The sequence below is a fragment of the Stenotrophomonas sp. 71799_Sma genome, assembly GCF_056482505.1.
The window spans coordinates 4,149,783-4,175,391 of the sequence record NZ_CM151202.1; the positions used below are offsets into that span (position 1 = coordinate 4,149,783).

Sequence of the window (25,609 nt, forward strand, 5' to 3'; positions counted from 1 at the left end):
CTGTTGCTGTTGCCTCGGCTGTTGCTGTTGCTGTTGCTTCGGCTGTTGCTGTTGCCTCTGCGGGTGCAGGGCGCAGCCCTGCAGACAACACCCCTTCCCTGAGCATTCCGCGTAGTGGTTTGAGCGCCGCACACACGTCGACCACGGCACGCTATACGGCAACGGAACCGCCCGTCGTCCACCGAGAACCACCATGACCCTGCGTCCCCTGCCGCTGCACCGCGCCCTGCTGTTGGCCCTGTCATCCCTGCCACTGGCCGCGCTGGCCGAAACCACATCGCCTGCCCCCACCCAGCAGGTCCCAGGCGTCTACCACCAGCGCGTCGGTGCGCTGCAGGTCACCGCCCTGTTCGATGGCGTGGTCGCGCTGGGCCGGCAGGAAGTCGTGGGCGTGCCGCCGACGCTGGTCAGCCGCCTGCTGGAAGGCCGTTACGTGCCCGAAGACAAGAAGGGCCTGCAGACCGCGATCAATGCTTTCCTGGTGCGCCAGGGCAACCACCTGACCCTGGTCGATACCGGTACCGCGCAGTGCTTCGGCCCCGGCCTGGGCCAGGTGCTGGGCAACCTGCGCGCCTCCGGCGTGGACCCGGCCGAGGTGGATGAGGTGCTGCTGACCCACGCCCATCCGGACCATCTGTGCGGCGTGCTCGACGCGCAGGGCAAGCCGGCCTACCCGAATGCCACGGTGTGGCTGTCCAAGGCCGATGCCGACTACTGGCTCAACCCGGCCAGCGAGGCCACCGCGCCGAAGGGCGTGCGCTTTGCCTTCCCGCTGGCGCGCAACGCGGTAGCGCCCTACCAGGCCAGCGGCCACCTGCGTACCTTCAACCCCGGCGATGCCCTGCCCGGTGGCGCGGTGGCGATGGACACCCATGGCCATACGCCCGGCCATGTCTCCTACCGGTTCGACAGCCAGGGCCAGTCGCTACTGGTGTGGGGTGATGTGCTGCACTTCCACGCAGTGCAGTTCGCGCACCCGGAGGCGGCCTTCGAGGCCGATTCGGACCGCAAGGCGGCCATCGCCAGCCGTCGCGGCCTGCTGCAGCAGGCCACCGCCAACGGTTGGTGGGTGGCCGGTGCGCACCTGCCATTCCCCGGTCTGGGCCATGTGCGTGGCGAGGGCAAGGCCTATGCGTGGGTGCCGGCGGAGTATTCGCCGTTGAAATGAGGTATCGCCGACCAGCGGCCGGTACTACCCGGAAGCAGACCGGTCGCGCCGGGCCATGCCCGGCCCTACCGGCCGGGTGCCGAGCGCTGCGCGTCCCGTAGTTCGTCCAGGTACGGCAACAGTTCCTGCAGCGCCAAGTACAAACCCGCTTGCCGCGCGTCCATCCGGATCGCCTGCCACTGCGCGTGTTCGAAGATCCCGTCATCAGAACAGCTGAGCGAGGTCGCATCAAGCTCAGCGCAGGATTCGCGAAGCCTCAGCAGCGCCTGCTGGCCCAATGGCGGCACCTCATCGGCCAGACCGTCCATGACGGCCACCAGAGGCATCAGGACCGACGACTGGACCTCACAGGCAAGACACTGCGGCAGCTTTGCCGCTTGGCCCAATGCGTCCTGCTGGAGGAAATCGAGGGCAGAGAGCAAGGTGCAGGCCGCTTCGACGCGGGCACCGTCACCCGCCCCGTGCCATTGCCAGAACGTTGCTGCAAATCCTTCCATCCGTACACCCCGATGAAAAGGCAGGCGACCGCTGGCCGCCTTATTCCAGCCCCAGCCAGCCGCCGATGATGCCGCGGGCTTCGTCCACACCGGTGCGGGCGGCGCCGGAGAACACCTGCACGCTGACCGTATCACCGAAGGAGGAGTGCAGTTCCTTGCGCACCTTCTGCAGGGTCTGCATCTGCTGGCTGCGGCTCAGCTTGTCGGCCTTGGTCAGCAACGCATGCGCCGGCAGGCCACGCTGCACGGCATAGGCCAGCATCTGCCGGTCGTAGTCCTTCAGCGGGTGGCGGATATCCATCACCACCACCAGGCCCCTCAGCGCATTGCGGGTGCGGAAGTAGCGGTCGATGAAGGCCTGCCAGTGCGCCTGCAGGTCCAGCGGCACCTTGGCGTAGCCGTAACCGGGCAGATCGACCAGATGGGCTTCCGGGGTCACCTGGAAGAACACCAGCTGCTGGGTGCGGCCGGGGGTCTTGGAGACCCGGGCCAGGCTGTTCTGGCGGGTCAATGCGTTGAGAGCACTGGACTTGCCGGCGTTGGAGCGGCCCGCAAAGGCCACTTCGGCCCCCTCATCGGGCGGCAGCTGCCCCATGTTGTGGGCAGAGAGGTGGTATTGAGCGCGTTCGATGAGCAATGACATGTGCATAGGATCGCATGTTGTGGCACCGCGCGCCCGGCCCCGGGCCCTCCGCCGGGAAAATGCTGCACTGCTGCGTTGACCGTGCGCGGAAACGGCGTTGATAATCCGGACGATGCCGTGGCTGCCGCCCGGCCCGGTCCATACGGAGCTTCAGCATGCGCCACGCTCGCGTTCTTGCCGTATCCGCCCTTGCCACTGCCGTAGTCGTTGCCGCCGCTGCGTTCGCGCAGACCACGTTGACCCCGCTGCCCGACAACGGGCCGATCAACACCGCCTCGCTGGAGGTCGATTTCAGCAAGACCCACTGGGGCGATGCCAAGGCCGGCCAGACCAAGGCCTCGGCCTGCGCGGCCTGCCATGGCGCAGACGGCAATTCCACGGTGGAGATGTACCCGTCCATCGCCGGCCAGAGCGAACGCTACGTCGCCCAGCAGATGGCCCTGATCGCCAACGGGCAGCGCAGCTCCGGCGCGGCGGTGGCGATGGTGCCGTTCGTGCAGAACCTCACCCCGCAGGACATGCGCGACATCGGCGCGTTCTTCGCCACGCAGAAGGCCACTGCCGGCATCGCCGATGACACGGCGGTCACCGACGGCCCCTACAAGGGCATGAAGTTCTACGAGATCGGCCAGCAGCTGTACCGTGGCGGCGATGCCAAGCGTGGCCTGCCGGCCTGCATGGCCTGCCACGGCCCCAGTGGCGCCGGTAATCCGGGGCCGGCCTATCCGCACATCGGTGGCCAGCATGCCAGCTATGTCGCGCGCCGCCTGCAGGAATACCAGGCCGGCCAGACCAACGAGACCGACAAGGCGCACTTCCAGATCATGGCTGCGGTTGCGCAGAAGCTGAGCGAGCAGGAGGTGCAGGCGCTGTCGAGCTACCTGCAGGGCCTGCACAACAAGGCCGACGACGTGGCCGTTGCCACCGCGCCGGCACAACCGGCTGCCGCCCCCTGACCACCACTGGTCGGCCCGGGTCGCCACGCCGGCCCGCGGCTGCGGTATGTTTCCTTCACGCCGGCGACCGCGCCGGCGTTGCTTTTTTCAACGGAGATGCGTGTCGATGAGGTTGATTTCCCGCCTGCTGTTGTCTTTGCTGGTGCTGCTGCCGCTGGTAGCCTGCGCCGCCACCCCCGCCAATGCCCCGCTGGTCGAAGGCAAGGACTACGAGCGCATCGCCCAGCCGGGCCCGTTCCAGCCGCTGGCCGGCAAGATCGAGGTGGTCGAGGTCTTCGGCTACACCTGCCCGCACTGCGCCCGTTTCGAACCGCAGCTGGAAGCCTGGGCAGCCAAGCTGCCGGCCGATGTGCGCTTCACTCCGGTTCCGGCAGCCTTCGGCGGCGCCTGGGATGCCTGGGCACTGGCCTACTACGCCGCCGACGAAGTCGGCGTGGCCAAGCGCAGCCATGGCGCCGTGTTCAAGGCCCTGCACCAGGACGGCTCGCTGCCGATGCAGAACGTCTCGGCCGATGAGCTCGCCACCTTCTACAAGGCCTACGGCGTGACCCCGGACCGTTACCTGCAGGCCCTGCGCGGCGATGCCGTACAGAAGAAGGTCGATGCCGCCCGCGCGTTCGCCCAGCGCACCAAGATCCCCGGGACCCCGGCGCTGATCATCAACGGCCAGTACCTGGTCCGTGGCGACAGCTTCGACGACCAGCTGCGCATCGCCTCGGCGCTGATCGCCCAGGCCCGCGCCGCCCGCGGCCGCTGAACCAACACCCACCACCGACACGGCGCTTTCGCCGCCGCGTGTCATCATTTCCCCCTGGCCGGCGCATGACGCCGGCCCCACCTTTCCAGATGCTGGAGACGTTTCCATGAAGATCCGTTACGCCCTCGCCCTCGCAGCGCTGCTGCCGATCCTGGCGGCCTGCAAGGCCGACGACGGCAGCACCAACACCACCGCGGCCCCGACCGAACCGGCTGCAGCTCCGGCGACCACCGAACCGGCCGCTCCGGCAGCGGGTACCGAAGGCGCCGCCCCGGCCGCTGCCGAAGGCGAGAAGGCCGCGGCTGAATCCGCCCCGGCCGCTGCACCGGCCCCGACCACCACCGCACTGACCGGCCCGGCCCCGGTGGAAGGCGCCGACTACCAGGTGATCCCGAACGGCCAGCCGTTCCAGCCGGCCGCCGGCAAGATCGAAGTGACCGAGATCTTCGGCTATGTCTGCCCGGCCTGCGCCGCGTTCCAGCCGCTGGTCGGCCCGTGGAAGGCCGGCCTGCCGAGCGACGTGAACTTCGTCTACGTGCCGGCCATGTTCGGCGGTACCTGGGACAACTACGCCCGTGCCTTCTACGCCGCGCAGACCCTGGGCGTGCAGGAGAAGACCCACGAAGCCCTGTACGCTGCCATCCATTCGCAGAAGACCCTGAAGGGCGAGCGCGGCACCGATTCGGTTGACGACATCGCCAAGTTCTACGGTGCCTACGGCGTGGATCCGAAGCAGTTCGCCGCCACCATGGGCAGCTTCGCGGTGAATGCCAAGACCAACTCGGCCAAGCAGTTCGCCCAGCGCAGCCAGATCAGCGGCACCCCGTCGATCATCGTCAACGGCAAGTACCTGGTGAAGGGCAAGAGCTTCCCGGACATGCTGCGCATTGCCGACCACCTGATCGCCCGCGAACGCGGTGCGGCCCAGGCTCACTGATCCAAGAGAAGCGTTTCCCGGCCGTGAATTCCCCCCGTACACGGACCCTGCGCTTGCTGACGGCCAACATCCAGGCCGGCTCAAGTACCCGCCGCTACAGCGACTATGTGACCCGCAGCTGGTCACATGCGCTGCCGGCGGGCCGCAAGCGCAGCAGCCTGGACGCGATCGCCACCCTGGCGCGCGAACATGACATCGTCGGCCTGCAGGAGGCCGACCCGGGCAGCCTGCGCTCGGGCTTCACCAACCAGACCCACTACCTGGCCCAGCGTGCCGGCTTCAACTACTGGAGCCACCAGCCGAACCGGCGCATGGGCGGGGTCGCCTCCAGCGCCAACGGCCTGCTGAGCAAGCTGGAACCGGTGGAAGTGCAGGATCACGCCCTGCCCGGCCGCATCGGCGGGCGCGGCGTGCTGCTGGCCAAGTTCGGCGACGGCGCCGATGGCCTGGCGGTAGCGGTGGCCCATCTGTCGCTGGGTGCGGGTTCGCGGATGTCGCAGCTGGGCTTCATCGCCGAGCTGCTGTCCGACCATCCCAATGCGGTGCTGATGGGCGACTTCAACTGCCTGGCCGAACGCCCGGAAATGCAGGTGCTGTACCAGAAGACCCGGCTGCAGCCACCCGGCTGCATCGTGCCGACCTTCCCCAGCTGGCGCCCCGATCGCGCCATCGACCACATCCTGGTCAGCAGCGGCCTGCAGACCCGCACCGTGGAAGCCGTACCGGCCGCGTTCTCCGATCACCTCGCCCTGGCGATGCAGATCGACGTCCCGGCGGACGCCCTGCGCTGACCGCTCCTGGTGGGTGCCAACCCTGGTTGGCACGCTCTTCGCCGGGCATGGCCCGGCGCTACCCCGCCTGCACCACCGGCACCTTCAGCCGCCGCGCGGTCATCGTGCTGCCCACCGAGGCCAGCACCGTGCAGCCGATCGCCAGCCACTGCAATCCATGCAGGTGCTCGTGCAGCAGCAGCATCGCCCACAGCGCGGCTACTGCCGGCTCCATGCTGATCAGGATGCCGAAGGTCTCCTTGGGCAGGCGCTTGAGCGCCATCATCTCCAGCGACATCGGAATCGCGCTGGACACCAACGCCACCAGCAGGCCAGCGGCCAGGATCTTCGGATCGAGCAGTGCGGCGCCGGCATGCACCACGCCCACCGGCACCACCACCAGCGACGCCGCCAGCAGCCCCAGCGACACCGAATGCCCGGCGTGCAGATGGCCGGCACGCTTGCCGAACACGATGTACAGGCCCCAGCACGCCGCCGCACCCATGGCATACAGCACGCCGGCCGGATCCAGCGCCGGGCCGCCACCGATCGGCAACAGCAACAGCAGCCCCACCGCCGCGCAGCCCACCCACAGGAAGTCGATCGGTCGTCGTGATGACAGCATCGCCACCGTCAGCGGCCCGGTGAACTCGATGGCCACCGCGATGCCGAAGGGAATCGTGCGCAGGGCCATGTAGAACAGCAGGTTCATCAGGCCCAGGGTGAGCCCGTAGCGCAGGATGGTGATCGCATCCACGCGGCTGGTCTTCCAGCGCCATGGCCGCCAGAACAGCAGCAGCAACAGCGCCGAAAAGCCCACGCGCAGCGCGCTGGTGCCCTGGGCACCGATCAGCGGGAACAGGTGTTTTGCGTAGGAGGTGCCGATGGCCAGCGAGGTGACCGAGCCGAGCACCGCCAGCGCCGGCAACATCGGCGCGAGTCGTGAGGTCTGCATGCGCAAAGTCTATTGCGCCGGCGCCGAGCACTTGGCTCAATTGACGGCCCGTTCGTGCAACTTCTGCTCGCCATGGCCATCGCCCCCGTGCTCGACAGTTTCGACCGCGCCATCCTCGACCTGCTGCAGCGGGACAACACCCTGCCGCAGCGCGAAATCGCCGAGGCCGTGCACCTGTCCACCCCGGCCGTGCAGCGCCGCATCAAGCGCCTGCAGGACAGCGGCGTGATCGCGGCCAATGTAGCGGTGGTCGCCGCCGCCAAGGTCGGGCGGCCGCTGACCATCATCGTCGAGGTGCGCGTGGTCAGCGAGCAGCGCGAGCGGGTGGCGCCGTTCAAGCGCCGCGTGCAGGACGACCCGGCCGTGCAGCAGTGCTACTCGATCACCGGTGACGGCGATTTCCTGCTGCTGCTTTCGGCGGCGTCGATGGAAGAGTACGAGGCGATCACCGAGCGCTTGTTCGGCGGCGATGACAACATCGAGCGCTTCCGTACCTCGGTGGCACTGGGCACCTTGAAGCGGAGTTTCGAGGTCCCGCTGGCACCGGTTCTGTAGCGTCGAGCCATGCTCGACTGCGTTTTTACCGCAGAGCAACAGCCGTCGAGCATGGCTCGACGCTACAGTCGGAGACCATGAGCACTCCTTCCTCTCCTGCCGGTCGCCTGCGCCGCTGGCTGCTGCGCGGCCTGTGGCTGGCCATTGCCGTCGTTGCCGCGATGGCGCTGTGGAACAGCCCATGGGCGGCCACGCCGAGGATGCTGTGGAGACTCTCGCGCATGCCGCCGGCCACCGAACTCCCGGTGCCGGTGGAGGGTGTGCGCCCCCGCCAGATCGCCGATACCTTCGGCGCGCCGCGCGGCCGCGACCGCTCCCACGCCGGCATCGATATCTTCGCCCAGCGCGGCACGCCGGTGCGCAGCGTCACTGCCGGCGTCATCGCGGATGTCAGCGAACGCGGCCTCGGTGGCCGCCAGGTCTGGGTGATCGGGCCCGGGCGGGAACGCTACTACTACGCGCATCTGGAAGGCTGGGCCGAGGGCCTGGCGCGCGGCCAGGTGGTGCAGGCCGGTGACCTGCTCGGCCACGTGGGCGACAGCGGCAATGCCAAGGGCACGCCACCGCATCTGCACTGGGGCATCTACGCCACGAACGGCCCCCGCGACCCGTTGCCGTTGCTTCGCTGATCGCCATGGCGCGCCCGCGCGCCGAACTGTTCATGATTTGTAAATAGGAATAGTTCGTATTACCATTTCTTTCGTTTCCGGTGGTGCCAGGACGGCCTGCCCGCCCTTCCCCTACCCGTAGCGCCTCGCCTCCTGGATGCCGGCCGAACGCGCGTGCTCGTCCAGGACCCCCATGACCCGTCCCGCCTTCCGTACCCTGCAGCCGCAGCGGCTGTCCGTTGCCGTGCTTGCCGTTCTCTGCGCCGTGGCCCCGGCCGCCTTCGCCGACACCGCCGCCGATCCGACCACGCTGGACAAGGTGGTGGTCAAGGGCGAACGTGCCGAAGGCTATTCGGTGCGCCGCACCTCGGCCGGTACCCGCTTCGATCTGGCACCGCGCGAGATCCCGCAGTCGGTCAGCATCATCAGCCACCAGCGCATCGAAGATCAGAAGCTGGACGACATCATCGACGTGCTGGCCAACACCACCGGCGTGACCAGCACCCAGTCCGACAGCGAGCGCACCGAGTTCTACGCGCGTGGCTTCTACATCGATGCCTACCAGTTCGATGGCCTGCCGACGCAGATGGTGCAGAACTGGAGCTACGGCGATTCCGGCCTCGATCTTGCGCTGTACGACCGCGTGGAAGTGGTACGCGGCGCTACCGGCCTGCTCAGCGGTGCCGGCAATCCGTCCGCCTCGGTGAACCTCATCCGCAAACACGCCGACAGCGCAGAACTGACCGGCAGCATCTCGGTGAACGTCGGCAGTTGGGGCCGCACACGCACCACCGTGGACGTGGGCACCGCGCTGAACGCCAGTGGCACGGTGCGCGGCCGGGTGATCGGCAGCTACCTGGACACCGATGGTCAGATGGACCGCTACAACCAGCGCAAGACGCTGGGTTATGCCGTCATCGACGCCGACCTGACCCCGGACACGCAGCTCAGCGTAGGCTACGACTACCAGCAGAAGCGCGCCAACGGCGCGACCTGGGGCGGCTTCCCGATGTGGTACGCCGATGGCAGCCCGACCAACTATCCGACCTCGTTCAATCCGTCGCCGGACTGGACCTACTGGGACACCACCAGCAAGCGTGCGTTCGCCACCCTGCAGCATGCCTTCAGCAACGGCTGGAAGTTCAAGATCGGCGCCACCCACGACCGCACCAAGGCCGACGACAAGCTGTTCTATCCGGCCTACACCGCGTTCAACAAGACCACGGGCGCCGGCATCACGCCGATGGCCGGCTTCTACAACACCGAGCGCAAGGTTGATGGCATCGATGGCTACATCGATGGGCCGTTCCAGCTGTTCGGCCGCGAGCACCAGTTCATGGCCGGCCTGAGCTACAACAAGCGTGAGTTCGCCAACTATGGTGATTTCCAGCCTGACTTCAACGATCCGAATGCACAGTACCTGCCGCTGGCCAGCTACTTCGGCTGGACCGGTGATTTCCCGCAGCCGAACTGGCGACCGCTGAAGCTTGCCAGCCAGGGCACCATCACCCAGAAGGCCGGCTATGCCGCCGCACGCCTGTCGCTGGCTGATCCACTGAAGCTGATCATCGGTGCGCGCTACACCGACTGGAAGAGCGAAGACGAAGGCAACGACCGCTCGCACAAAGTGACCACGCCGTATGCCGGCCTGGTCTACGACATCAACGATACCTACTCCGCCTACGCCAGCTATACCGAGATCTTCCAGCCGCAGACGCTGCGCAACAAGCAGGGCAGCTACCTCGATCCGGTCGATGGCAAGAGCTACGAAGTCGGCGTCAAGGGCGCGTGGTTCGACAACCGGCTGAATGCATCCGTGGCAGTGTTCCGCATCGAGCAGGACAACGTTGGCCAGGCAACCATGGACAAGGTCGACGGGCAAATGAACGAGACCGCCTACATCGCTGCACGTGGCACCGTCAGCCGTGGCTTCGAGTTCGAAGTGAATGGCGAACTGGCACCGGGCTGGAACGCGACCTTCGGTGCTTCACGTTACGTGGCCAAGGACATCAACGGCGCCGACATCAACACCAACCTGCCGCAGACCGCGCTGAAGCTGTTCACCAGCTACACCCCGCAATCGCTGCAGGAACTGACCGTCGGCGGCGGTGCCAACTGGCAGAACCGCATCTACTACGCTGCGCCGGTAGTGGGCCGTTTCGAACAGGAAGGCTACGCGCTGGTCAGTGCCTTCGTGCGCTACCGCATCTCGCCGGAGTTCAGCGTGCAGGCCAACCTCAACAACCTGCTGGACAAGAAGTACTACTCGCAGATCACCGGCTACGGTGCCTACGGCGACGGCCGCAATGGCTCGCTGACGTTCACCTGGGCGTTCTGATCCAACCGGCCTTGTAGCGTCGAGCCATGCTCGACTCGATCACACGGGGTCGTCGAGCACGGCTCGACACCACAACGGGGGCGCTCGGCGCCCCCTTTGCCGCGCTGCCCTTGCAGGTGTAGCGTCGCGCAGACGGATACCTCCGCGCCTTTCCCCTCCAGGACGACCGGCCATGCGCACCCGCACGAAACTCGGTCTCTCGCTCGTGGCCCTGTTCTCTTCGCTGCCGCTGATGGTCGCTACAGGCAATGGCTACTTCATCCTGCTTCTGCTGATCGGCCTGCCCGGAGCGATCCTGTTCTGGTTCGATCTGGGCCGTGAACTGCGCGCCATCCCCACTCCCACCCGCTCCGAGCGCGCGCTGGGATTGGCAATGGGCATTCCACAGGTGCTGTTCGGACTGTTGTGCGCGGGGATCGGCCTGATCCTGGTGGCCTGGATCCTGTACAACCTGCTGGTCCAAACACTGCCACAGTTCCGCATTCCCTCACTGCCCGCCTTCGCGGTCGGGCCGATGATGATCGTGGCCGGGCTGGGATGGGCACGCACCGCGTTCCGCCGTGCCAGCCTTGAACAGGATGACCCGGAACAGGACATTCCGGATTGACCACCTTCATGGAGTCGAGCATGGCTCGACGCTGCAACGGCGCCGGGCTGAGCCCGGCGCCGTCCCTTCATCAGAAACGCAGGTCCGCGCGCAGGTACCAGTAGCGGCCACGCGGGATGTCATAGGTCGAAGCGTCGTAACCGTTCAACGAGCACGACAGGCAGATCGGCGGATCCTTGTCGAACACGTTGTTCAGGCCAGCGGTCAGCTGCAGCCCCTTCATCCAGTCGATCTTGTAGCCCACCTGCATGTCATGGAAGGTGGTGGCCGACAGCGTATTGGTGCCTGCGGCCTGGTTGCTGCAGACCGGGAATACAGAGGCGTCACCGCAGTTCTCGGTCAATTCGGAGATATGCCGAACGGTCCAGTTGGCACTCCAGCGGTCCAGCGTCCAACCGATGCTGGCATTGCTGGTCCATTCCGGAATCGAGCTGTCGGCCACTTCCACGCCCGGCTTCTGCGGCTGCTTCTGGCCCGCCGCACCGGTGGCCTCGTAGCGGCCGACGAACGTGTTCTTCCAGCCCAGCTTGAACTGGCCGATCGAGCTCTGCGGCAACGTCCAGAACAGATCCACGTCCCAGCCATCGGTCTTGATCGAGCCGAGATTGGTCAGGCGGTTGTTGAAGCTGCTCACTGCACCGGTATTGGCGCGGGTGATGCCATCGCAGTAGATCGGATCCAGCGTTTCCACGCACAGGTCCAGCTGGGTCTGCGCGTTGATTGCCTGGATCGCGCCATCGATGGCATGGCGATAGAAGGTCACCTCCACGTCGAAGCGCTCGGACCACGAGGTGTTGTTGCCAAACCACGGGCTCCACACGAAACCGGCACTGAAACTGCGCGAGCGCTCCGGATCCAGCTCGCGGTTGCCGCCGGTGGTCACCGAGATCTGCGAGTTGGCCTGCTGGAAGCCGGCCGGCACGCCCAGCGCGGCACAGTTGGCGGCGCTGCCGCGCGGCGGCGTACCGCCCAGGCCCACCGAGCATGGATCGAACAACTGCAGGTCGGCACGCGCGGCCGAACCGTACAACTCACCGATCGACGGTGCACGGAAGCCCTCGGCATAGGTCGTGCGCAGCACGAAATCGTCGGTCACCTGCCAACGCAGGCCGTACTTGGGCGTGAATTCGCCACCGAAGGTGGAGTAGTCCGAATAGCGGCCGGCCAGGCTGAGGTCCAGCTTCTTGCCGAATGAAGAGTCGGCGAAGATCGGCACGCTCAACTCCAGGTAGGCCTCGTTGACGTCATACGAGCCGGATGTCGGCTGCGAAGGCACGCCGTTGTAGTGGCCCGCCACCGTCAGCGGATCGGGCTGGTACGAACCCTCGTACTTGCGATACTCGAAGCCGGTAGCGAACGACACCGGGCCGGCCGGCAGCGTGAACAGGTCGCTGGACAGGTTGGCGGTGAACAGGCTCAGTTCGTTCTGGCTGCGGTCACGCACCACCGGCTGGATCCACTTCAGCATGTCCGGAGTGATCGAACCGGCACCGCCGAAGATGTTCAGCGGCACGCAGCCCGGCGTCGCCGCACAGACGGACGGATCGCCCAGCGCCATGTTGACGTTGTAGATGTTGTAGCTGCCGTAGTTGGTCTGTTCGGCCTTGTTCTTGCTGTACATGCCGTTGACGTCCCAGTACCAGCTGCGGTCAGCCGCCTGGAAGTTGCCGACGAAGCCGGTGGCGAAATACGTGGTGTCCACTTCCTGCTTGAACACGCGCGCGCCGCCCTCTACTGGACGGCGACCGATCAGGCTCAGGTTGTCACCCGAGACCAGGTCGAAGCCGAACGGGTTGTACGGGTTGAGCGCAGACACGGTGATGTTGTCGGCCAGCGGATTGCCGGTGGCGCCATCGGGACCGAAGAACAGCGGCTCCGGGCCGGCCTGGTTGGTCGACTCACGGCGGTTGCCCAGTGCCTTGACGTACCACTGCACGTTGTCGGTGATGTCGAAGCGGAACTGACCGAACAGGCCCTTACGCTCCGACGGTGTCAGCACCATGTTGTATTCGGCGAAGTTGAAGCGATCAGCACTGGTGAAGCAGTGATAGTCATCGGTGCGCGCGCAGCCGGCACTGCCGTCGTAGCGCGGGTTGCTCACGCCGGTATTGGGCACGATGTTCTGCACCGCACCGGTGTTCGGGTCGGTGAACATGAAACGGCCCTGCGGAATGCCACCGCTGCCGAAGGCCAGGCCGGTGCCGGGAATCGGGAAGCGCGACTGCTCGCGGTCATTGGCGAACACCGGATCCTGCTTGGTCCAGCTGGCGCCGAGGAACAGGCTGAAGCGGTCGCCGCTCTTGCCCCAGGCCAGATCCACGCCCTTCTGCGTGCCATCGCCCTTGCTGTACTCGCCGTAGTTCAGGGTCACCTGGCCGCCATCGAAGTCGCGGCGGGTGATGATGTTGACCACACCGGCAATGGCATCGGAGCCATACAGCGACGACGCGCCATCTTCGAGCACTTCGATGCGCTCGACGATGGCCAGCGGAATGGTGTTGAGGTCGGTGGCCGAGCCCACACCGGAGGCGGACGACTCATTGACCCAGCGGATGCCGTCAACCAGCACCAGCACGCGCTTGGCGCCCAGGTGGCGCAGGTCCACCTGCGCCGAGCCAGCACCTACACCACTGCCATCGGGCGGGAAGCCGAAGTTGCCGGACGAATTGAACTTGGCATTGAGCGCGGAACCGGAACCGGTGAGCTGCTGCAGCACTTCGCCGATCGAGGTCAGGCCGGTGCGTTCGATATCACCGCGGGTCAGCGTCTGGATCGGCACCTGGCCTTCGACTTCAGCGCGCTTGATGCGGGTACCGGTGACTTCCACCGCATCGAGGTTGGTGGTGGATTGTGCAGCGGCACCCAACGGTGCCAGGGTCATCACGCACAGCGCGACGGCAACCGCCAAAGGGCGGTGGTGCAGGTGATTCATTCGCTCTCTCTCCAAAGGAATGTCGGGACATGGGCTGCCGCACTCCCTCCCTGCATGGCGGCGCCGTCTCCTTTGTAAACAAGTGGTAAAAATCGCGGCGTGATGATCGACACTCTTTCACGCGGAATTGACGCAATTGGAGGCCGATTGCGTCAGATGGCTGCAGGTTATGACCGGACGATATTGTTCACGACAGGCAGCCTTGATGCCGGCTGCGACAGCGCGCGCCGGGGGCTGCCACATTCATGGAAAAGGTCTCTGCCGGACCGTTTCAGGAATAGTTTGAAATTCCCTCTTTCAGAAGGCGCCGCTAGTCGATCCAGCGCAGACTCGCACCTCCAGCCATTCGCGGAAGGATCGATCATGAAAGCGGTGAGTGCGGTGCTGGGTGTCACGACGGTGATGACGCTGCTTTTTTCCCTGGCGGGCGAATCGAGAGCAGGCGGCGTGATCGAGTGCAACAACTGCCCCTCTCCCAGCGATGCGGCGTTGGTCTCGGGAGAGGGATTGACGGTTGTGGTGGATTTCGAGAGAGCCGAGTTGACTGCTTTCGACGTTGAACGTGCCCCTGGGACCGGAAGGTGGCGAGCACATCCAACCCCGGTTCCAGCGCAGATTGAAATGGCCTTTCTGCGGATCCTGGATGCGACGCTGTCAGCAGGGGAAGCGCCGCTCATGCAGCAATCACCGCATGAGCGGCAGTGAGACATCGCACTACCGCACGAACGCAATGCGCTCCATGCCGGTCGCCTCGGCTGCGGCCAGAATCCTCGCCATGCCTTCGTATTCGGCCGCCGGATCGGTGGCGATGCGCAGCTCCGGCAGGTTGCCGGCATGTTCGCCCGCCTGTGCCTGCAGACGCGCCTGCAGCTCACTGATCGCCATCGGCTGGCCATTCCAGCTGAGCTGGTTGGCAGCGTCCAGGCGCAGCTCGATCGGCGGTGGCGGTTCGGGACGGTCGACCACGCGATCGGTGGCCTGCGGCAACTGCACGGCAATCGGCCGGGCCACGATCGGCGCGGTCACGATGAAGATGATCAACAGCACCAGCATCACATCCACCAGTGGCGTGACATTGATGTCCGCCAGCGGGCCGCTTCTTCCTGCGCTACTGAACGCCATGTGCCGCTCCCTGCAGCCGGGCCGTTCGCCCAAGCTCGACACTACGTCGCCCGCAGGCTCGCGAGGCAGTGCCTGCTGCACGAGCATTCAGCTGCCGTTGCCGACCCATCGCGTGCACGCAATGCGAAACTGAATTCAGCCATTGCCCGCTATGCTGCCCGCCATGACCCGACGCTCTTCGACCGCCCTGTCCCTGCTGCCCTTGGCCACCACGCTGCTGATCGGCTGCGCCAATGCCCAGTCCCTCGACGCCCAGAACGCGCAGCTGAAGGCCGCGATCGCTGCCGCCGAACGCGGCCAGTTCGATCCCGGCCAGGCCGCCGCACTCAGCCGCCATCCGGCATACGGCTGGCTGGAGTACGCCAACCTGCGCCGCAACATCGACACCGTCGATACCGCGCAGGCGCAGGCCTTCCTCAAGCGCTACGACGGCCAGGCCGTGGCCACCACGTTCCGCAGCGTATGGCTGCCCTCGGTCGCACGCCGCCAGGACTGGCCGACCCTGCTCGCCAACTGGGCGCCCACCGACAACGCCGGCCTGCGCTGTGCGCAGCTGACCGCGCGCCAGGTGACCGGCAAGGTTGATCCGCAGTGGATCAGTGAAGCGCAGGATCTGTGGCGCAAGAACGGCAAGTCGCTGCCGGACGGCTGTGATGCCGTTTTTGCCGTGCTGCAGGCACAGGGAGGTCTGAGCGACGCCCTGCGCTGGGAACGCATCGACGCTGCCGCCGACGCCCAGCAACCCGCTGTGATGCGCAGCGCCGCACGGGGCCTGCCTGCCACCGACCTGGCGCTGGCCAACAATTACGCGGCCTTTGTCGACAAGCCCAACGCCAGCGCATTGAACTGGCCGCGCAACGAGCGCAGCCGGCGCATCGCCACCGATGGCCTGGCCAAGCTGGCCAAGGCCGATCCCGGCGCCACCGAACAGCAGCTGCCTCAGTACGCGCAGGCACTGGGCCTGAGTGCCGAGCAGCAGGGCCAGGTGCTGTACCAGATCGCACTGTGGACGGTGGCGTCCTACCTGCCCGATTCGGCGCGGCGCCTCAACGCGGTGCCGGAATCGGCGTACGACGAACGCCTGCACGAGTGGCGCGTGCGCGAAGCGATGTCGCGCGGTGACTGGCCGGCGGCGCTGACCGCGATCCGCAAGATGGGCAGCAAGCAGCGCAGCGACCCGCGCTGGCGCTACTTCGAAGGCCGCATGCTGGAGAAGACCGGCCAGGCCCAACAGGCGCAGCCGCTGTTCCGCGAGGCCGCGCGCGCACCGACCTTCCATGGTTTCCTCGCCGCCGACAAACTGCAGCAGGGCTACACGCTGTGCCCGTGGAAGCCGAACGACAGCGCGCAGGCACAGGCGGTGATCGCACGCGACCCAGCCATCCAGCGCGCGATGGCGCTGTACCAGATCGATCGCGCCGGCTGGGCCGTGGCCGAATGGAACAGCGCGCTGTCGCGCTTCGATGATACCCAGCGCCGCCTCGCGGTGCGCGTGGCGCAGGACAATGGCTGGTTCGACCGCGCCGTGTTCGCACTCGGCAAGCAGCCGCAGGAACAGCGCCTGTACGACCTGCGTTTCCCGCTGCACCACGACGCCACCATCCGCCGCGAATCGGCACGCAACGCGATCGATCCGGCCTGGGTGGCGGCAGAGATCCGCGCCGAGAGTACCTTCACCCCGCGCGCGCGCTCGCCTGCCAACGCCATGGGCCTGATGCAGGTGCTGCCGGCCACCGGTGCCGGCGTGGCCAAGTCGATCGGCCTGACCGGCTACGGCGGCGCCGACAGCCTGTACGACCCGGACACCAACATCGCCATCGGTACCGCCTATCTGCGCCAGCTGATGAACAAGTACGACGGTCTGCCGTACGTGACCATCGCCGCCTACAACGCCGGCCCGACCCCGACCGCGCGTTGGCAGAGCCAGCGCCCGGGTTATGACCCGGACCTGTGGATCGAGACCATCAGCTACAAGGAAACCCGCGAGTACGTCGCACGCGTGCTGGCCTTCAGCGTGATCTACGACTGGCGCCTCAATGGTGATGCGCTGCCTCTGAGCGACCGTCTGATGGGCCGCCTGGTGGACAAGCGCAAGAGCTTCAGCTGCGCCGCCAACGCTGACCAGGGCGGCGATTGATCGCAACACGGTCGTGCCGTCCGCTGGCCGGCTTCGGCCATTATCCAAGGGTTGCCGGCCAGCGGCCGGCACTACCCGGCATCCGTTTCCCGGGGAGGGGAAAGCAATGAGCCTGCTGGCCTGGATCGGGATGTTCGCCGCCTGGAGCCTGTTCGCCACCTGGGTATTGCGCTGGGGTGGCGCGGCCTGGATGGAAGGCTGGAAGTCGCTGGCCTTCATCGACAGCTGGGGCAGCCTGTGGGACGAAGCGCAGATCAAGCTCTATTTCCTCTGCCTGTGGATCGTCTACGGCCTGTGGTTCCTGGCAGGCCTGTTCGTGCCGGAGTGGCGCGGCCTGCCGTGATGCATCTGCGTCGGTAGTGCCGGCCGCTGGCCGGCAACCGCTATTTGCCCAGGGGTTGCCGGCCAGCGGCCGGCACTACCGGTGCATCTGCGCCGGGCATGCGATCATCCTCCCATGAAGATCTATCTTGTCGGCGGCGCCGTGCGCGACCGCCTGCTGCAACGCCCTGCCGGCGACCGCGACTGGGTGGTGGTCGGTGCCACGCCCGCGCAGATGGAGGCGCAGGGCTACACCGCCGTCGGCCGCGATTTCCCGGTGTTCCTGCACCCGAAGACCGGCGAGGAGTACGCGCTGGCGCGCACCGAGCGCAAATCCGGCCGTGGCTATCGCGGCTTCGTGGTCGATGCCGATCCGGCGGTGACGCTGGAAGAGGACCTGCAGCGCCGCGACTTCACCATCAACGCGATCGCCTGCGATGAGGAAACCGGCACGCTGGTCGATCCTTACGGTGGCGTTCGCGATCTTGAGCAGCGCGTGCTGCGCCACGTCGGCCCGGCGTTCGTGGAAGATCCGCTGCGCGTGCTGCGTGCGGCGCGCTTCATGGCACGCTTCGCGCCAGTGGGCTTCACCGTCGCCGAAGAGACCATGGCGCTGATGCGCGAGGTCGCCGCCAGTGGCGAGCTGGACGCGCTGGTGCCGGAACGCGTCTGGCAGGAACTGCGCAAGGCGCTGGTCAGTGAACGGCCCTCCGCCTTCCTGCGCACGCTGCACGCTGCGCATGCGTTGGGCCCGATCCTGCCCGAGCTGGAAGCGCTGTATGGCGTGCCGCAGCGTGCCGAATTCCATCCGGAAGTCGACACCGGCATCCACCAGGAAATGGTCAGCGACATGGCCGCGAAACTGGCACCGGGTGATGACCTGGTCGGCTTCGCTGCCCTCACCCACGACCTCGGCAAGGGCCTGACCCCGCCGGAGGAATGGCCACGCCACATCATGCACGAGCAGCGCGGCATCAAACCGCTGAAGGCATTGTGCGCGCGGTTGAAGATTCCCACCGAGCACCAGCAGCTGGCCGAAGCGGTGTGCCGCGAGCACTTGAACGTGCACCGCATCGACGAACTGCGCGATGCCACCGTGCTGGAACTGCTGGGTCGCTGCGATGCATTGCGCCGGCCGGAACGCGTGGCCCGCATCGCGCTGTGCTGCGAGGCCGACAAGCGCGGCCGGCTCGGTTTCGAGGACAGCGACTACCCGCAGGGCGAGACGCTCAAGCGCCTGCACCAGGCGGCGCTGTCAGTGCAGGCACGGGATCTGGATACCACGCATCTGAAGGGCCCGGCCATTGGCGAGGCGCTGGCCAAGGCGCGGGTGAAAGCCATCGCCGCCGCCCGCTGAAGCCCGGGTAGTGCCGGCCGCTGGCCGGCACCTTCACATCGCCCGTCTATCGACGACGCTTGCGCGAGAAGTGGTCGACTGCATGAGCACCCAACAAGATAGGTTGCATCAAGAGGAAGAGCCAACCACCCAACCGGAGCGTCTCCACCGGATTGAACCGGGTGATGAACGCAGCTGCCAGTGCCAAACCCGCAAGAAGGCCGATCTCATAGACCCACAGCGATCGGTTAGAACGCTTGCCCACGATGCTCCTCTCCATTGAACAGGACGCACTTGCAAACCATCGCCGCCGTCCGGCATCACGGGTAGTGCCGGCCGCTGGCCGGCAACCAGACAATCCCTGGATTCAGTGCGCCATGCCGCGGGTGATCGCCGCTGCACGCTGCTTCAGCTGGGCCACGGCATCGGGAATCATCTCCATGCCCACGTCCAGGCCCGGGTTCAGCACCAGGCCGACGCCGTCGCCGATACCGGCCAACAGCGCATGCACCGCAATCGGCATGGCATGGGCGAACTGCGGCAGCTGCTCGTGCCACAGGCCAGCACGCTCGGGCGCGGTGAACACCGCGAACATCGCCTCGCCGCTCTCGCTGGTCAGCACCAGCGGCGAGATGCTCTCGTCCCAGGCGCCGTCTTCGCCAATGGCCTTGTCCAGCAGCACGAACGCCGTCGAGGTCAGCAGGCCGTCGAGGAACTGCGCTGCGGTCAGCGTGCCGTCCTGGGCCTGCAACAGGCGCACCTCGAGGTCGTTGAGGGGGTCGAACGGGGTGTCGTGGTCCATGGTCGCTTCCGGTACGTGATTGCAGGGCAGACTTTAACAGGCCCGGTCCTCAACCGAGGAATCCGTGCCGCCACAGCCAGCCCAACGCCGCCAGACCGGCCACCACCACCAGCATCAGCGGCAGGCCGAAGCGGTGCCGCCACGAGATCGGCACCCCACCCAGCTGCTGGTCCATGGTGTCGGTGTCCAGCACCCAGCCGTGCCCGCACCGGGTGCAGGCCAGCTCATAACGGCGGTGGTAAGTGAGGCCAAACAGCAGGTCGATGCGCGCCATCCTGTAGCGCAGCTGGGGCGCGAACTCGGTTTCCGTCTGGCAGCGCAGGCAGTGGTGGGCTTCGGTCGGGCCGACCACCATCACCCGTTCCTGCTGGCCGATCAGGATCATGGATCAGCGGCCCTGGCAGGCGGGTTGGGCCAGCAGCCAGGCTTGGGCGGCGGCAAGGGTGGCCGCATCGCCTGTCGTCAATTCATCCGGAGTAATCCTGGCACCGGCGCCAGCGCCAGTGCGGTCTTTCATCACCGCGGTCGTCACTGCCAACACACTGCCATCCACCAGGGGCCGCGTATCGTTGCTTGTCGAGAAGCCCGCTGTCGACTGCCCGAAACTCCGCGTCTGGGGGCGCCCCCTGAATGACAGCATCGTCGCTTCGCCAGAGCTGGCGGTATTCGACCCGACCAGAACGGCGACGGGCGCGCCGGGCTGCTTGAGGGAATACCCCGGTCGACCGAATCCCAGCCTGGGACGACCATCGACCTGCACCATGGTCGGCGTCAGACTCCAGCGCCGCGACCCGTGGGCAGTAGCAAACGACCCGACCTCTTCCACGCCTGTCGACGACGTGCGCAGCAACGGCGCAACACCCAGCAGCATCGGCCACATGTTGCCCCCATGGTTGCTGCGCAGATCGACAATCCAGCCACAGCGATCGCCGCTGTCCTTGCCACGGATGACATCCTGCCATTGCAGCGCGCGCTGGATGTCCTGATTGAACTCGTCCTGCCGCGCAGCCCCCGGCGTGGCGGCATAGCCTTCGATGACCACCCAGCCAATGCGTGCATCGACGGCACCAGTCACTTTCGCCTTGGCAACGGCCTCAGCGCCGACCTGCTTCGAGCGCTCCGTGGCTTCACGCTTGCGTGCAAGCGTCATCCAGACACCATGCCCCCCGGTGCTCTCCACGATGATCTCACGCAGAGCGGTATGCAACGCACCCGGGTACGCCTGCAACGACGCCAGTCGCTTACGAGCGGCAGGCCAGTCCACTTTGTCGCGGTACAAGGCTTCATGCTCGAGCAGATCCAGGATCTGTACCTGCGCTTCCGGCGAAGGTACTTCGGTGGTGGACGCGATGGCGGCCGTTGCGTTGGCTGCCAGAAGGGTCAGTATCAGCGCGCCATTCCCAGGCACTCCCTTGCACATCTGCATGCGACGTTTCCTTGTCGTTGGGTCAGGTTCACAGCATAACCGTGGCGAATCATGCCGCGCCATTATGCGGATAGCCGTTGTAGAGCCGAGCCCATGCTCGGCTGCATGGGACACGATCAAAGCAGCCGAGCATGGCTCGGCTCTACAGGGTCATGGCGCCGGTGGAATCTGTGCCGACCAAGGTCGACACCTACCAGAGCGGGTCTCGTAGCGGCGATGGTAGGTGAGGCCGAACAGCAGGTCGATGCGCGCCATCTTGTAGCGCAGCTGGGGCGCGAACTCGGTTTCCGTCTGGCAGCGCAGGCAGTGTTGGGGTTCGGTTGGGCCGACCACCACCCGCTCCTGCTGGCCGTTCAGGATCATGGATCAGCTGCTCTGGCAGGCGGGCTGGGCCAGCAGCCAGGCTTGGGCGGCGGCAAGGGTGGCTGGTCCGCTGGGGGTAGCCTGATCCGGCTGCATCCTGCCACCGTCGCCCTGGCCGTTACGGTCGGTCATGACGTTGTGGGTCAACAGCAAGGTGGTACCGTCCACCAGCGTCGTCGGTCGATTGCCGGTAGAAAAGCCCGCGCTCGGCTGACCGAAACTACGACTCCCTGGTTGCCCTCGAAACGCGAGTGCCACTGCTTCGCCGGAGCTGGCAGTGCCTGCCCCCATCACCACCGCCACCGGTGCCGTGCCCGCACGCAGCCGATACGCGCCCTGTCGTGAACGCAGCATCGATGCGTTGCCTTGCACGACTTCACCTTCCGCCTGCCGCCACCACAGCAATCCATTGGCACTACGGAAAGCGCCGATCAACGCTCCCTGCGTATCCGGCGTTCCATGCAGCAATGGCAACAAACCAAACAACATCGGCCACATGTTGCCGCCGCCATTGCTGCTTACATCCACTACCCAGCCGCACCGCATTCCGTCATCCAGGCCAGCGATACGCTCCTGCAACGCCAGCGCGTAGACCTTGCGTGCTTCATAACGTTCCGATTCGCTGCGTTGCAGGTCTTCCACGAAGGGGCTCACCCGCAGCACGCCGATGCGGGGATTGGCGTGTCTGGGGGCAGCGAGGTCGGTCGCCTGAGCGGCATTCAAGCGCTGAGCACGTTCGGAGCGCTGACGCTGCTCGCTTGGTGAAAACCAACGGCCGTGGCCTCCGCTGCTGCGTGCGGCGGCCTCATCCAGAACACGGCGCTGTTGTGCGCGGTCATCGCCTGCGGCGTTCAGGCGTGCGCGCACGTCGTTCCAATCGACGCGGCCACGGTACAAGGACTGGGTTTCCAACAATTGCAGCATCTGCTCACGCGCCTCGGGCGACGGCAGCTCCACTGTTTCCTCTGCAACAGCGGCCGCAGATGAAAGCAGCAGCGTGGCGAGCATGGCGGCACGAACATTCCTTAGGTCCAGCATCGACGACTCCTTGTCATGTATCGAAGCCTTAGGATAGCCGTGGCGGGATCGATCTCGCCACGCACCAGTGTTCTATAGAGCCGAGCCCATGCTCGGCTCTGTGGGAGTGGACCGAAGCAGCCGAGCATGGCTCGGCTCTACAGGGTCATGGCAGCGGAGAGAGTCGTGCCGACCAAGGTCGGCACCTACCAGAGCAAGGTCATGGCGCCGGTGGAATCTGTGCCGACCCAGGTCGGCACCTACCCAATCCTGCGGTGGTCACCAGTCCGCGCGCAGGCCGATGTTGCCTTCGATGATGCGGCGCTTCTCGTTGCGGTCGCCGCCCAGCTCGCACGTGTAGTCGGCCACGGCGTACGCACTGATGGTGCGATTGAAGCGCCCGACCACACCCACGCCGGCTTCCACTGCGCGCGAGCGCGGCGAGTTGACGATCACGTCATCGTCGAAGCCGATGCGATCCTCGCCGGAACGGCCATGCCAGTAATTGAGCTTGAAGTACGGTTGCCAGCCGTTGTCGGCCAACTGGTAATCGCCGGCCAGGCGCAGGCCGATGCGGCCGGTCCAGGCATTGTCGTTGTCGAAACGCACGCTCGATACTTCATCGCGACGGTCGTCCAGCGAGGTGCGCTGCCAGATCACCTGCACCTGCGGTTCCAGCCACCATGCGGACTGACCGAAGTGCAGCAGCGGCTTGCCGGCCTCCACCGACACGCTGGTGCCGTCGCCGCTCAGGCCGAAGCCGAGCCCGCGAGAGGAACGTACGCGGCCGTCGTAACGGCTCTGCATCGCCACGGCGTCGATGTACCCCCCGCTGCTGTCGGTGAACGTCCAGTACAGGCCCACGTGCTTGTCGTCCAAGCGGTTCTGCCCCACCTGCACGTTCTCCCAGCCGAGTGCCAGGCCGGTGGTCTTGCCCTGCGCGCGGGTGCGGCCGACGAACACGCCGATCTGATTGCGATGGCTGTCATTGGCCGTGGCCCACACATCGAGGCCGGCCTGCAGGCCCATCACATCGCCATCGAAGCCCGGCTGCGCATCGCCCTTCCAATGGATCTCGCTGCTCTGCCCCACCAACCGGCCCCAGGCCGTGCGGAATGCGCCCTGGTTGTACAGCAGGCGCTGCTCGCCCTGCCGCTCATGGAACGTGCCGAGGCTGGCCAGCGAGGTCTCGCGCAGCAGCGGCGGCACCACGGCGTAGGTGGCGGTTTCCACGCGGTACAGCGGTACCACTGCGCCCTCGGCGGGGCGTGCACCCGGCGTCGGCGGCGCACCGGTTCCGGGCAGCGCTCCGCCAGCCACCGGCACGTCCGGCACCGCTGGATCACTGGGCGGCGCCACCGGCACGGGTTCCGGCGGCGGTGGTGGCGGCGCGGTCTCGCCTGCGGTCAGATCCGGATCGGTGGCGCCTTCGGGCGGCGGTGGCGGTGCCGGGGTGATCGGTGGTGGGGGTGCGACGGGTGGCGTCGGCGGCGGCGGCGCGCCATTGATACCGCTTCCGTTGGGCGCCGGTGCAGGCCCGGCCACCACGGTCGAGCGCAGGTACCAGTTCTCGCTGGTACCGGCACTGACACCGCCCTTGAACAGGAAGTACTCGTAGGCACCGGCCGCCACCGGTGCGAACAGCGAAAACGCGCCCGGCGCGGTGCGACCACCATTCAACGCCTGCACCAACAGGATGCCATCGGCCAACGTGGCCGCTCCACTGCCTCCAGCGTTGATGACGCCGATGCCGGTCGTGCCGGTGGCGGCACCGCTATCGATCACCAGTCGATCGCTGGTGGAATTGTCCGCACCCAGCACGGTACGCAGGTACAGGCCGCCACCGTCACCGCGGTAGTTGCCACGCACGGTGAACACGTCGCCAGCGCCGGCACCGGTCAGGTCGATGCGCCCGGCATTGACCATCTCCACCAGTGTGCCACTGTTGAACGGACGGACGGCATGGCCGCCACTGCCCGCGTAGACAGTGCTGGTGTCATCCACCGTGAGCGTGCCGGTGCCGGTTCCGCTGTCACCCAGCACCAGATCACCATCGAAGGTCAGCTCGGTGCTGTTGGCCAGGCTGATTGTCTCCCAGTTCTGGAAGCGTCCCACGCCCGCAGCCTTGACGTTGTTGAAGTTGAGCTGATCGATGCCACTGCCACCGTCGAACAGCGGCACTGCACCAAGGTTGCCCTGGTTGAGGTTGCTGAGGTTGGCCACGTCGTTGTCCGGCCCCATGTCGATCGCGCCGTAGACGATGCCGCCGCCGTTCCAGTTGAAGGTGTCGTTGCCGGTGCTGAGCAGTACCTGGCCGCGCACGGTGCCATCGGTGATGGTCACGCTGTCGGCACCACCACTGACACTGATGTTGCCGCCGATGTAGGCCGTACCCGAGATGATGATGGTGTCGGTGTCGAAGCCGGTGACCACGTTGCCCTCAACGATGCCGCCGGACTGATCCCACAGATTCTTGTCCAGCTTCATGTTGACGCGGCCGATGCGGCCAGCGGTCATCCAGGCCTGGTCGCCATCCTCGAACGCACCGACGATGCGGCCACCGCTCATGCGGAAGGTATCGATGTTGTCGCCCTGCTGCAGCGCGCCGATCGTGCCGCCACTCATGACGAAATCATCGCGGCCACTGCCCTGCACCACCACGCCGGTGACGGTGCCGCCGGTGACAGTCATCTGGTCATCGCCACCGCCCTGGTCGACGCTGTCGATCGTGCCGTCACTGAGCAGCAGCACATCGTTTCCATCGCCCTGCAGTACGCCTCCGGTGATGCTGCCGGCCTGCATCTCGAGGCGATCGTTGCCCGCATCGAACTGCACGCCGGTCTGACCACTGATCGTTCCCCGATTGACCAGCACGCTGTCACCTGCGCCGATGAACTGCAGGGCAATGTTGTTGCCGGTGCTGATGCTGCCGCGGTTGTCGACGCGGCTGCCGCCCCCAAGCTGCACGGCCGCACCGCCCACCGAACTGATCGTGCCCTGGTTTGACAGCAGGTGACCACCGGCACCGACCAGCACGAGGGCCGATCCACCACCACTCTGCTGCAACTGGGCACCATTGCCGACGTTGACGGTGACGTCAGCCGCGCCACTGGCGGTAACGGGAGTGGTCTGCGGATTCGGTGCGTTGGCATCACAGGTGACCGTCTGGCCGGCGGTCGGTGTCGAGTTGTTACAGCCGGCCCAGGCGACGCTGGCGGTCGTCAGAAGCAGGGAGGGAACGGCGAGGGCCTGCAACACGGAAACAGCAAGGCGGCGCGGGCGGAACGCACGCGGAACGGCACGGGACATGGGGCACTCCTGGACGGGAAATCAGGAACTGCGTATGTGCGGCACTGCGCTTG

25 protein-coding genes are annotated in these 25,609 nt (G+C 66.4%); 13 read left to right on the forward strand and 12 right to left on the reverse strand.

Annotation, left to right across the window (positions count from 1 at the left end):
- Window positions 1-193: 193 nt before the first annotated feature.
- The gene (locus ACZK4Z_RS19185; protein WP_125895805.1) at window positions 194-1,168 is read left to right on the forward strand and encodes an MBL fold metallo-hydrolase; all 975 of its coding nucleotides are present in this window, start codon (window positions 194-196) and stop codon (window positions 1,166-1,168) included.
- Between the two features lie 65 nt (window positions 1,169-1,233).
- On the opposite strand, the gene ACZK4Z_RS19190 is transcribed toward ACZK4Z_RS19185, so the two are convergent.
- Window positions 1,234-1,665 (reverse strand): hypothetical protein, encoded by a 432-nt coding sequence (locus ACZK4Z_RS19190; protein WP_125895804.1) that lies wholly within the window; start codon window positions 1,663-1,665, stop codon window positions 1,234-1,236.
- Window positions 1,666-1,705: 40 nt separating this feature from the next.
- Complete coding sequence (gene yihA / locus ACZK4Z_RS19195) at window positions 1,706-2,308, reverse strand: ribosome biogenesis GTP-binding protein YihA/YsxC (RefSeq protein WP_041864681.1); 603 nt, start codon at window positions 2,306-2,308, stop codon at window positions 1,706-1,708.
- Between the two features lie 155 nt (window positions 2,309-2,463).
- Between yihA and ACZK4Z_RS19200 the strand changes: the two genes are divergently transcribed.
- From ACZK4Z_RS19200 to ACZK4Z_RS19215, 4 genes are all read left to right on the forward strand, one after another.
- On the forward strand, window positions 2,464-3,264 hold the full coding sequence (locus ACZK4Z_RS19200; RefSeq protein WP_032128969.1) for a c-type cytochrome: 801 nt from the start codon (window positions 2,464-2,466) through the stop codon (window positions 3,262-3,264).
- Between the two features lie 106 nt (window positions 3,265-3,370).
- The gene (locus ACZK4Z_RS19205) at window positions 3,371-4,021 is read left to right on the forward strand and encodes a thiol:disulfide interchange protein DsbA/DsbL (protein WP_125895803.1); all 651 of its coding nucleotides are present in this window, start codon (window positions 3,371-3,373) and stop codon (window positions 4,019-4,021) included.
- A 106-nt stretch (window positions 4,022-4,127) separates the two neighbouring features.
- The gene (locus ACZK4Z_RS19210) at window positions 4,128-4,958 is read left to right on the forward strand and encodes a thiol:disulfide interchange protein DsbA/DsbL (RefSeq protein ID WP_125895802.1); all 831 of its coding nucleotides are present in this window, start codon (window positions 4,128-4,130) and stop codon (window positions 4,956-4,958) included.
- A 53-nt stretch (window positions 4,959-5,011) separates the two neighbouring features.
- Window positions 5,012-5,749 carry an endonuclease/exonuclease/phosphatase family protein gene (locus ACZK4Z_RS19215; protein WP_005419292.1) on the forward strand — a complete coding sequence of 246 codons (738 nt, stop codon included), beginning with the start codon at window positions 5,012-5,014 and terminating at the stop codon, window positions 5,747-5,749.
- Between the two features lie 58 nt (window positions 5,750-5,807).
- On the opposite strand, the gene ACZK4Z_RS19220 is transcribed toward ACZK4Z_RS19215, so the two are convergent.
- Window positions 5,808-6,683, reverse strand: coding sequence for an EamA family transporter (locus ACZK4Z_RS19220; protein WP_032128972.1), 876 nt, complete (start codon window positions 6,681-6,683; stop codon window positions 5,808-5,810).
- A gap of 72 nt (window positions 6,684-6,755) precedes the next feature.
- On the opposite strand from ACZK4Z_RS19220, the gene ACZK4Z_RS19225 reads away from it, so the two are divergent.
- From ACZK4Z_RS19225 to ACZK4Z_RS19240, 4 genes are all read left to right on the forward strand, one after another.
- Window positions 6,756-7,238 (forward strand): Lrp/AsnC family transcriptional regulator, encoded by a 483-nt coding sequence (locus tag ACZK4Z_RS19225; protein ID WP_032128965.1) that lies wholly within the window; start codon window positions 6,756-6,758, stop codon window positions 7,236-7,238.
- Between the two features lie 77 nt (window positions 7,239-7,315).
- Window positions 7,316-7,867, forward strand: a complete 552-nt coding sequence (locus ACZK4Z_RS19230; RefSeq protein WP_125895801.1) for a M23 family metallopeptidase — start codon at window positions 7,316-7,318, stop codon at window positions 7,865-7,867.
- Window positions 7,868-8,039: 172 nt separating this feature from the next.
- A complete protein-coding gene (gene fhuE / locus ACZK4Z_RS19235) occupies window positions 8,040-10,184 on the forward strand; it encodes a ferric-rhodotorulic acid/ferric-coprogen receptor FhuE (protein ID WP_049421357.1) in 2,145 nt (714 codons plus the stop codon).
- Between the two features lie 172 nt (window positions 10,185-10,356).
- Entirely contained in the window at window positions 10,357-10,791 is a 435-nt protein-coding gene (locus ACZK4Z_RS19240; protein ID WP_125895800.1) for a hypothetical protein, read from the forward strand.
- Between the two features lie 70 nt (window positions 10,792-10,861).
- Here the strand turns inward: ACZK4Z_RS19240 and ACZK4Z_RS19245 are convergent, their stop codons facing one another.
- Complete coding sequence (locus tag ACZK4Z_RS19245) at window positions 10,862-13,723, reverse strand: TonB-dependent receptor (protein ID WP_125895799.1); 2,862 nt, start codon at window positions 13,721-13,723, stop codon at window positions 10,862-10,864.
- 102 nt (window positions 13,724-13,825) lie between these two features.
- Between ACZK4Z_RS19245 and ACZK4Z_RS19250 the strand changes: the two genes are divergently transcribed.
- Window positions 13,826-14,428 carry a hypothetical protein gene (locus ACZK4Z_RS19250; protein ID WP_125895798.1) on the forward strand — a complete coding sequence of 201 codons (603 nt, stop codon included), beginning with the start codon at window positions 13,826-13,828 and terminating at the stop codon, window positions 14,426-14,428.
- Window positions 14,429-14,437: 9 nt separating this feature from the next.
- Here ACZK4Z_RS19250 and ACZK4Z_RS19255 read toward each other — a convergent pair whose 3' ends face one another.
- Entirely contained in the window at window positions 14,438-14,845 is a 408-nt protein-coding gene (locus ACZK4Z_RS19255; protein WP_032128960.1) for an ExbD/TolR family protein, read from the reverse strand.
- Between the two features lie 151 nt (window positions 14,846-14,996).
- Here ACZK4Z_RS19255 and ACZK4Z_RS19260 point away from each other — a divergent pair, with 151 nt between their 5' ends.
- From ACZK4Z_RS19260 to ACZK4Z_RS19270, 3 genes are all read left to right on the forward strand, one after another.
- A complete protein-coding gene (locus tag ACZK4Z_RS19260; protein ID WP_125895807.1) occupies window positions 14,997-16,982 on the forward strand; it encodes a transglycosylase SLT domain-containing protein in 1,986 nt (661 codons plus the stop codon).
- A gap of 106 nt (window positions 16,983-17,088) precedes the next feature.
- Window positions 17,089-17,325, forward strand: coding sequence for a hypothetical protein (locus ACZK4Z_RS19265; RefSeq protein ID WP_125895797.1), 237 nt, complete (start codon window positions 17,089-17,091; stop codon window positions 17,323-17,325).
- Window positions 17,326-17,439: 114 nt separating this feature from the next.
- The gene (locus ACZK4Z_RS19270; protein ID WP_125895626.1) at window positions 17,440-18,660 is read left to right on the forward strand and encodes a multifunctional CCA addition/repair protein; all 1,221 of its coding nucleotides are present in this window, start codon (window positions 17,440-17,442) and stop codon (window positions 18,658-18,660) included.
- A gap of 46 nt (window positions 18,661-18,706) precedes the next feature.
- On the opposite strand, the gene ACZK4Z_RS19275 is transcribed toward ACZK4Z_RS19270, so the two are convergent.
- The 7 genes from ACZK4Z_RS19275 to ACZK4Z_RS19305 all read right to left on the reverse strand — a co-directional run bounded on the left by ACZK4Z_RS19275 (window position 18,707) and on the right by ACZK4Z_RS19305 (window position 25,556).
- Window positions 18,707-18,904, reverse strand: a complete 198-nt coding sequence (locus ACZK4Z_RS19275) for a hypothetical protein (protein WP_125895627.1) — start codon at window positions 18,902-18,904, stop codon at window positions 18,707-18,709.
- Window positions 18,905-19,006: 102 nt separating this feature from the next.
- A complete protein-coding gene (locus ACZK4Z_RS19280) occupies window positions 19,007-19,441 on the reverse strand; it encodes an SseB family protein (RefSeq protein WP_125895628.1) in 435 nt (144 codons plus the stop codon).
- Window positions 19,442-19,490: 49 nt separating this feature from the next.
- The gene (locus ACZK4Z_RS19285; RefSeq protein ID WP_125895629.1) at window positions 19,491-19,826 is read right to left on the reverse strand and encodes a hypothetical protein; all 336 of its coding nucleotides are present in this window, start codon (window positions 19,824-19,826) and stop codon (window positions 19,491-19,493) included.
- Window positions 19,827-19,829: 3 nt separating this feature from the next.
- Entirely contained in the window at window positions 19,830-20,867 is a 1,038-nt protein-coding gene (locus ACZK4Z_RS19290; protein WP_049400477.1) for a S41 family peptidase, read from the reverse strand.
- A 150-nt stretch (window positions 20,868-21,017) separates the two neighbouring features.
- Complete coding sequence (locus tag ACZK4Z_RS19295; RefSeq protein ID WP_125895630.1) at window positions 21,018-21,230, reverse strand: hypothetical protein; 213 nt, start codon at window positions 21,228-21,230, stop codon at window positions 21,018-21,020.
- A 3-nt stretch (window positions 21,231-21,233) separates the two neighbouring features.
- Complete coding sequence (locus tag ACZK4Z_RS19300) at window positions 21,234-22,268, reverse strand: S41 family peptidase (RefSeq protein WP_125895631.1); 1,035 nt, start codon at window positions 22,266-22,268, stop codon at window positions 21,234-21,236.
- 258 nt (window positions 22,269-22,526) lie between these two features.
- The gene (locus ACZK4Z_RS19305; protein ID WP_125895632.1) at window positions 22,527-25,556 is read right to left on the reverse strand and encodes an autotransporter family protein; all 3,030 of its coding nucleotides are present in this window, start codon (window positions 25,554-25,556) and stop codon (window positions 22,527-22,529) included.
- Window positions 25,557-25,609: the final 53 nt, after the last annotated feature.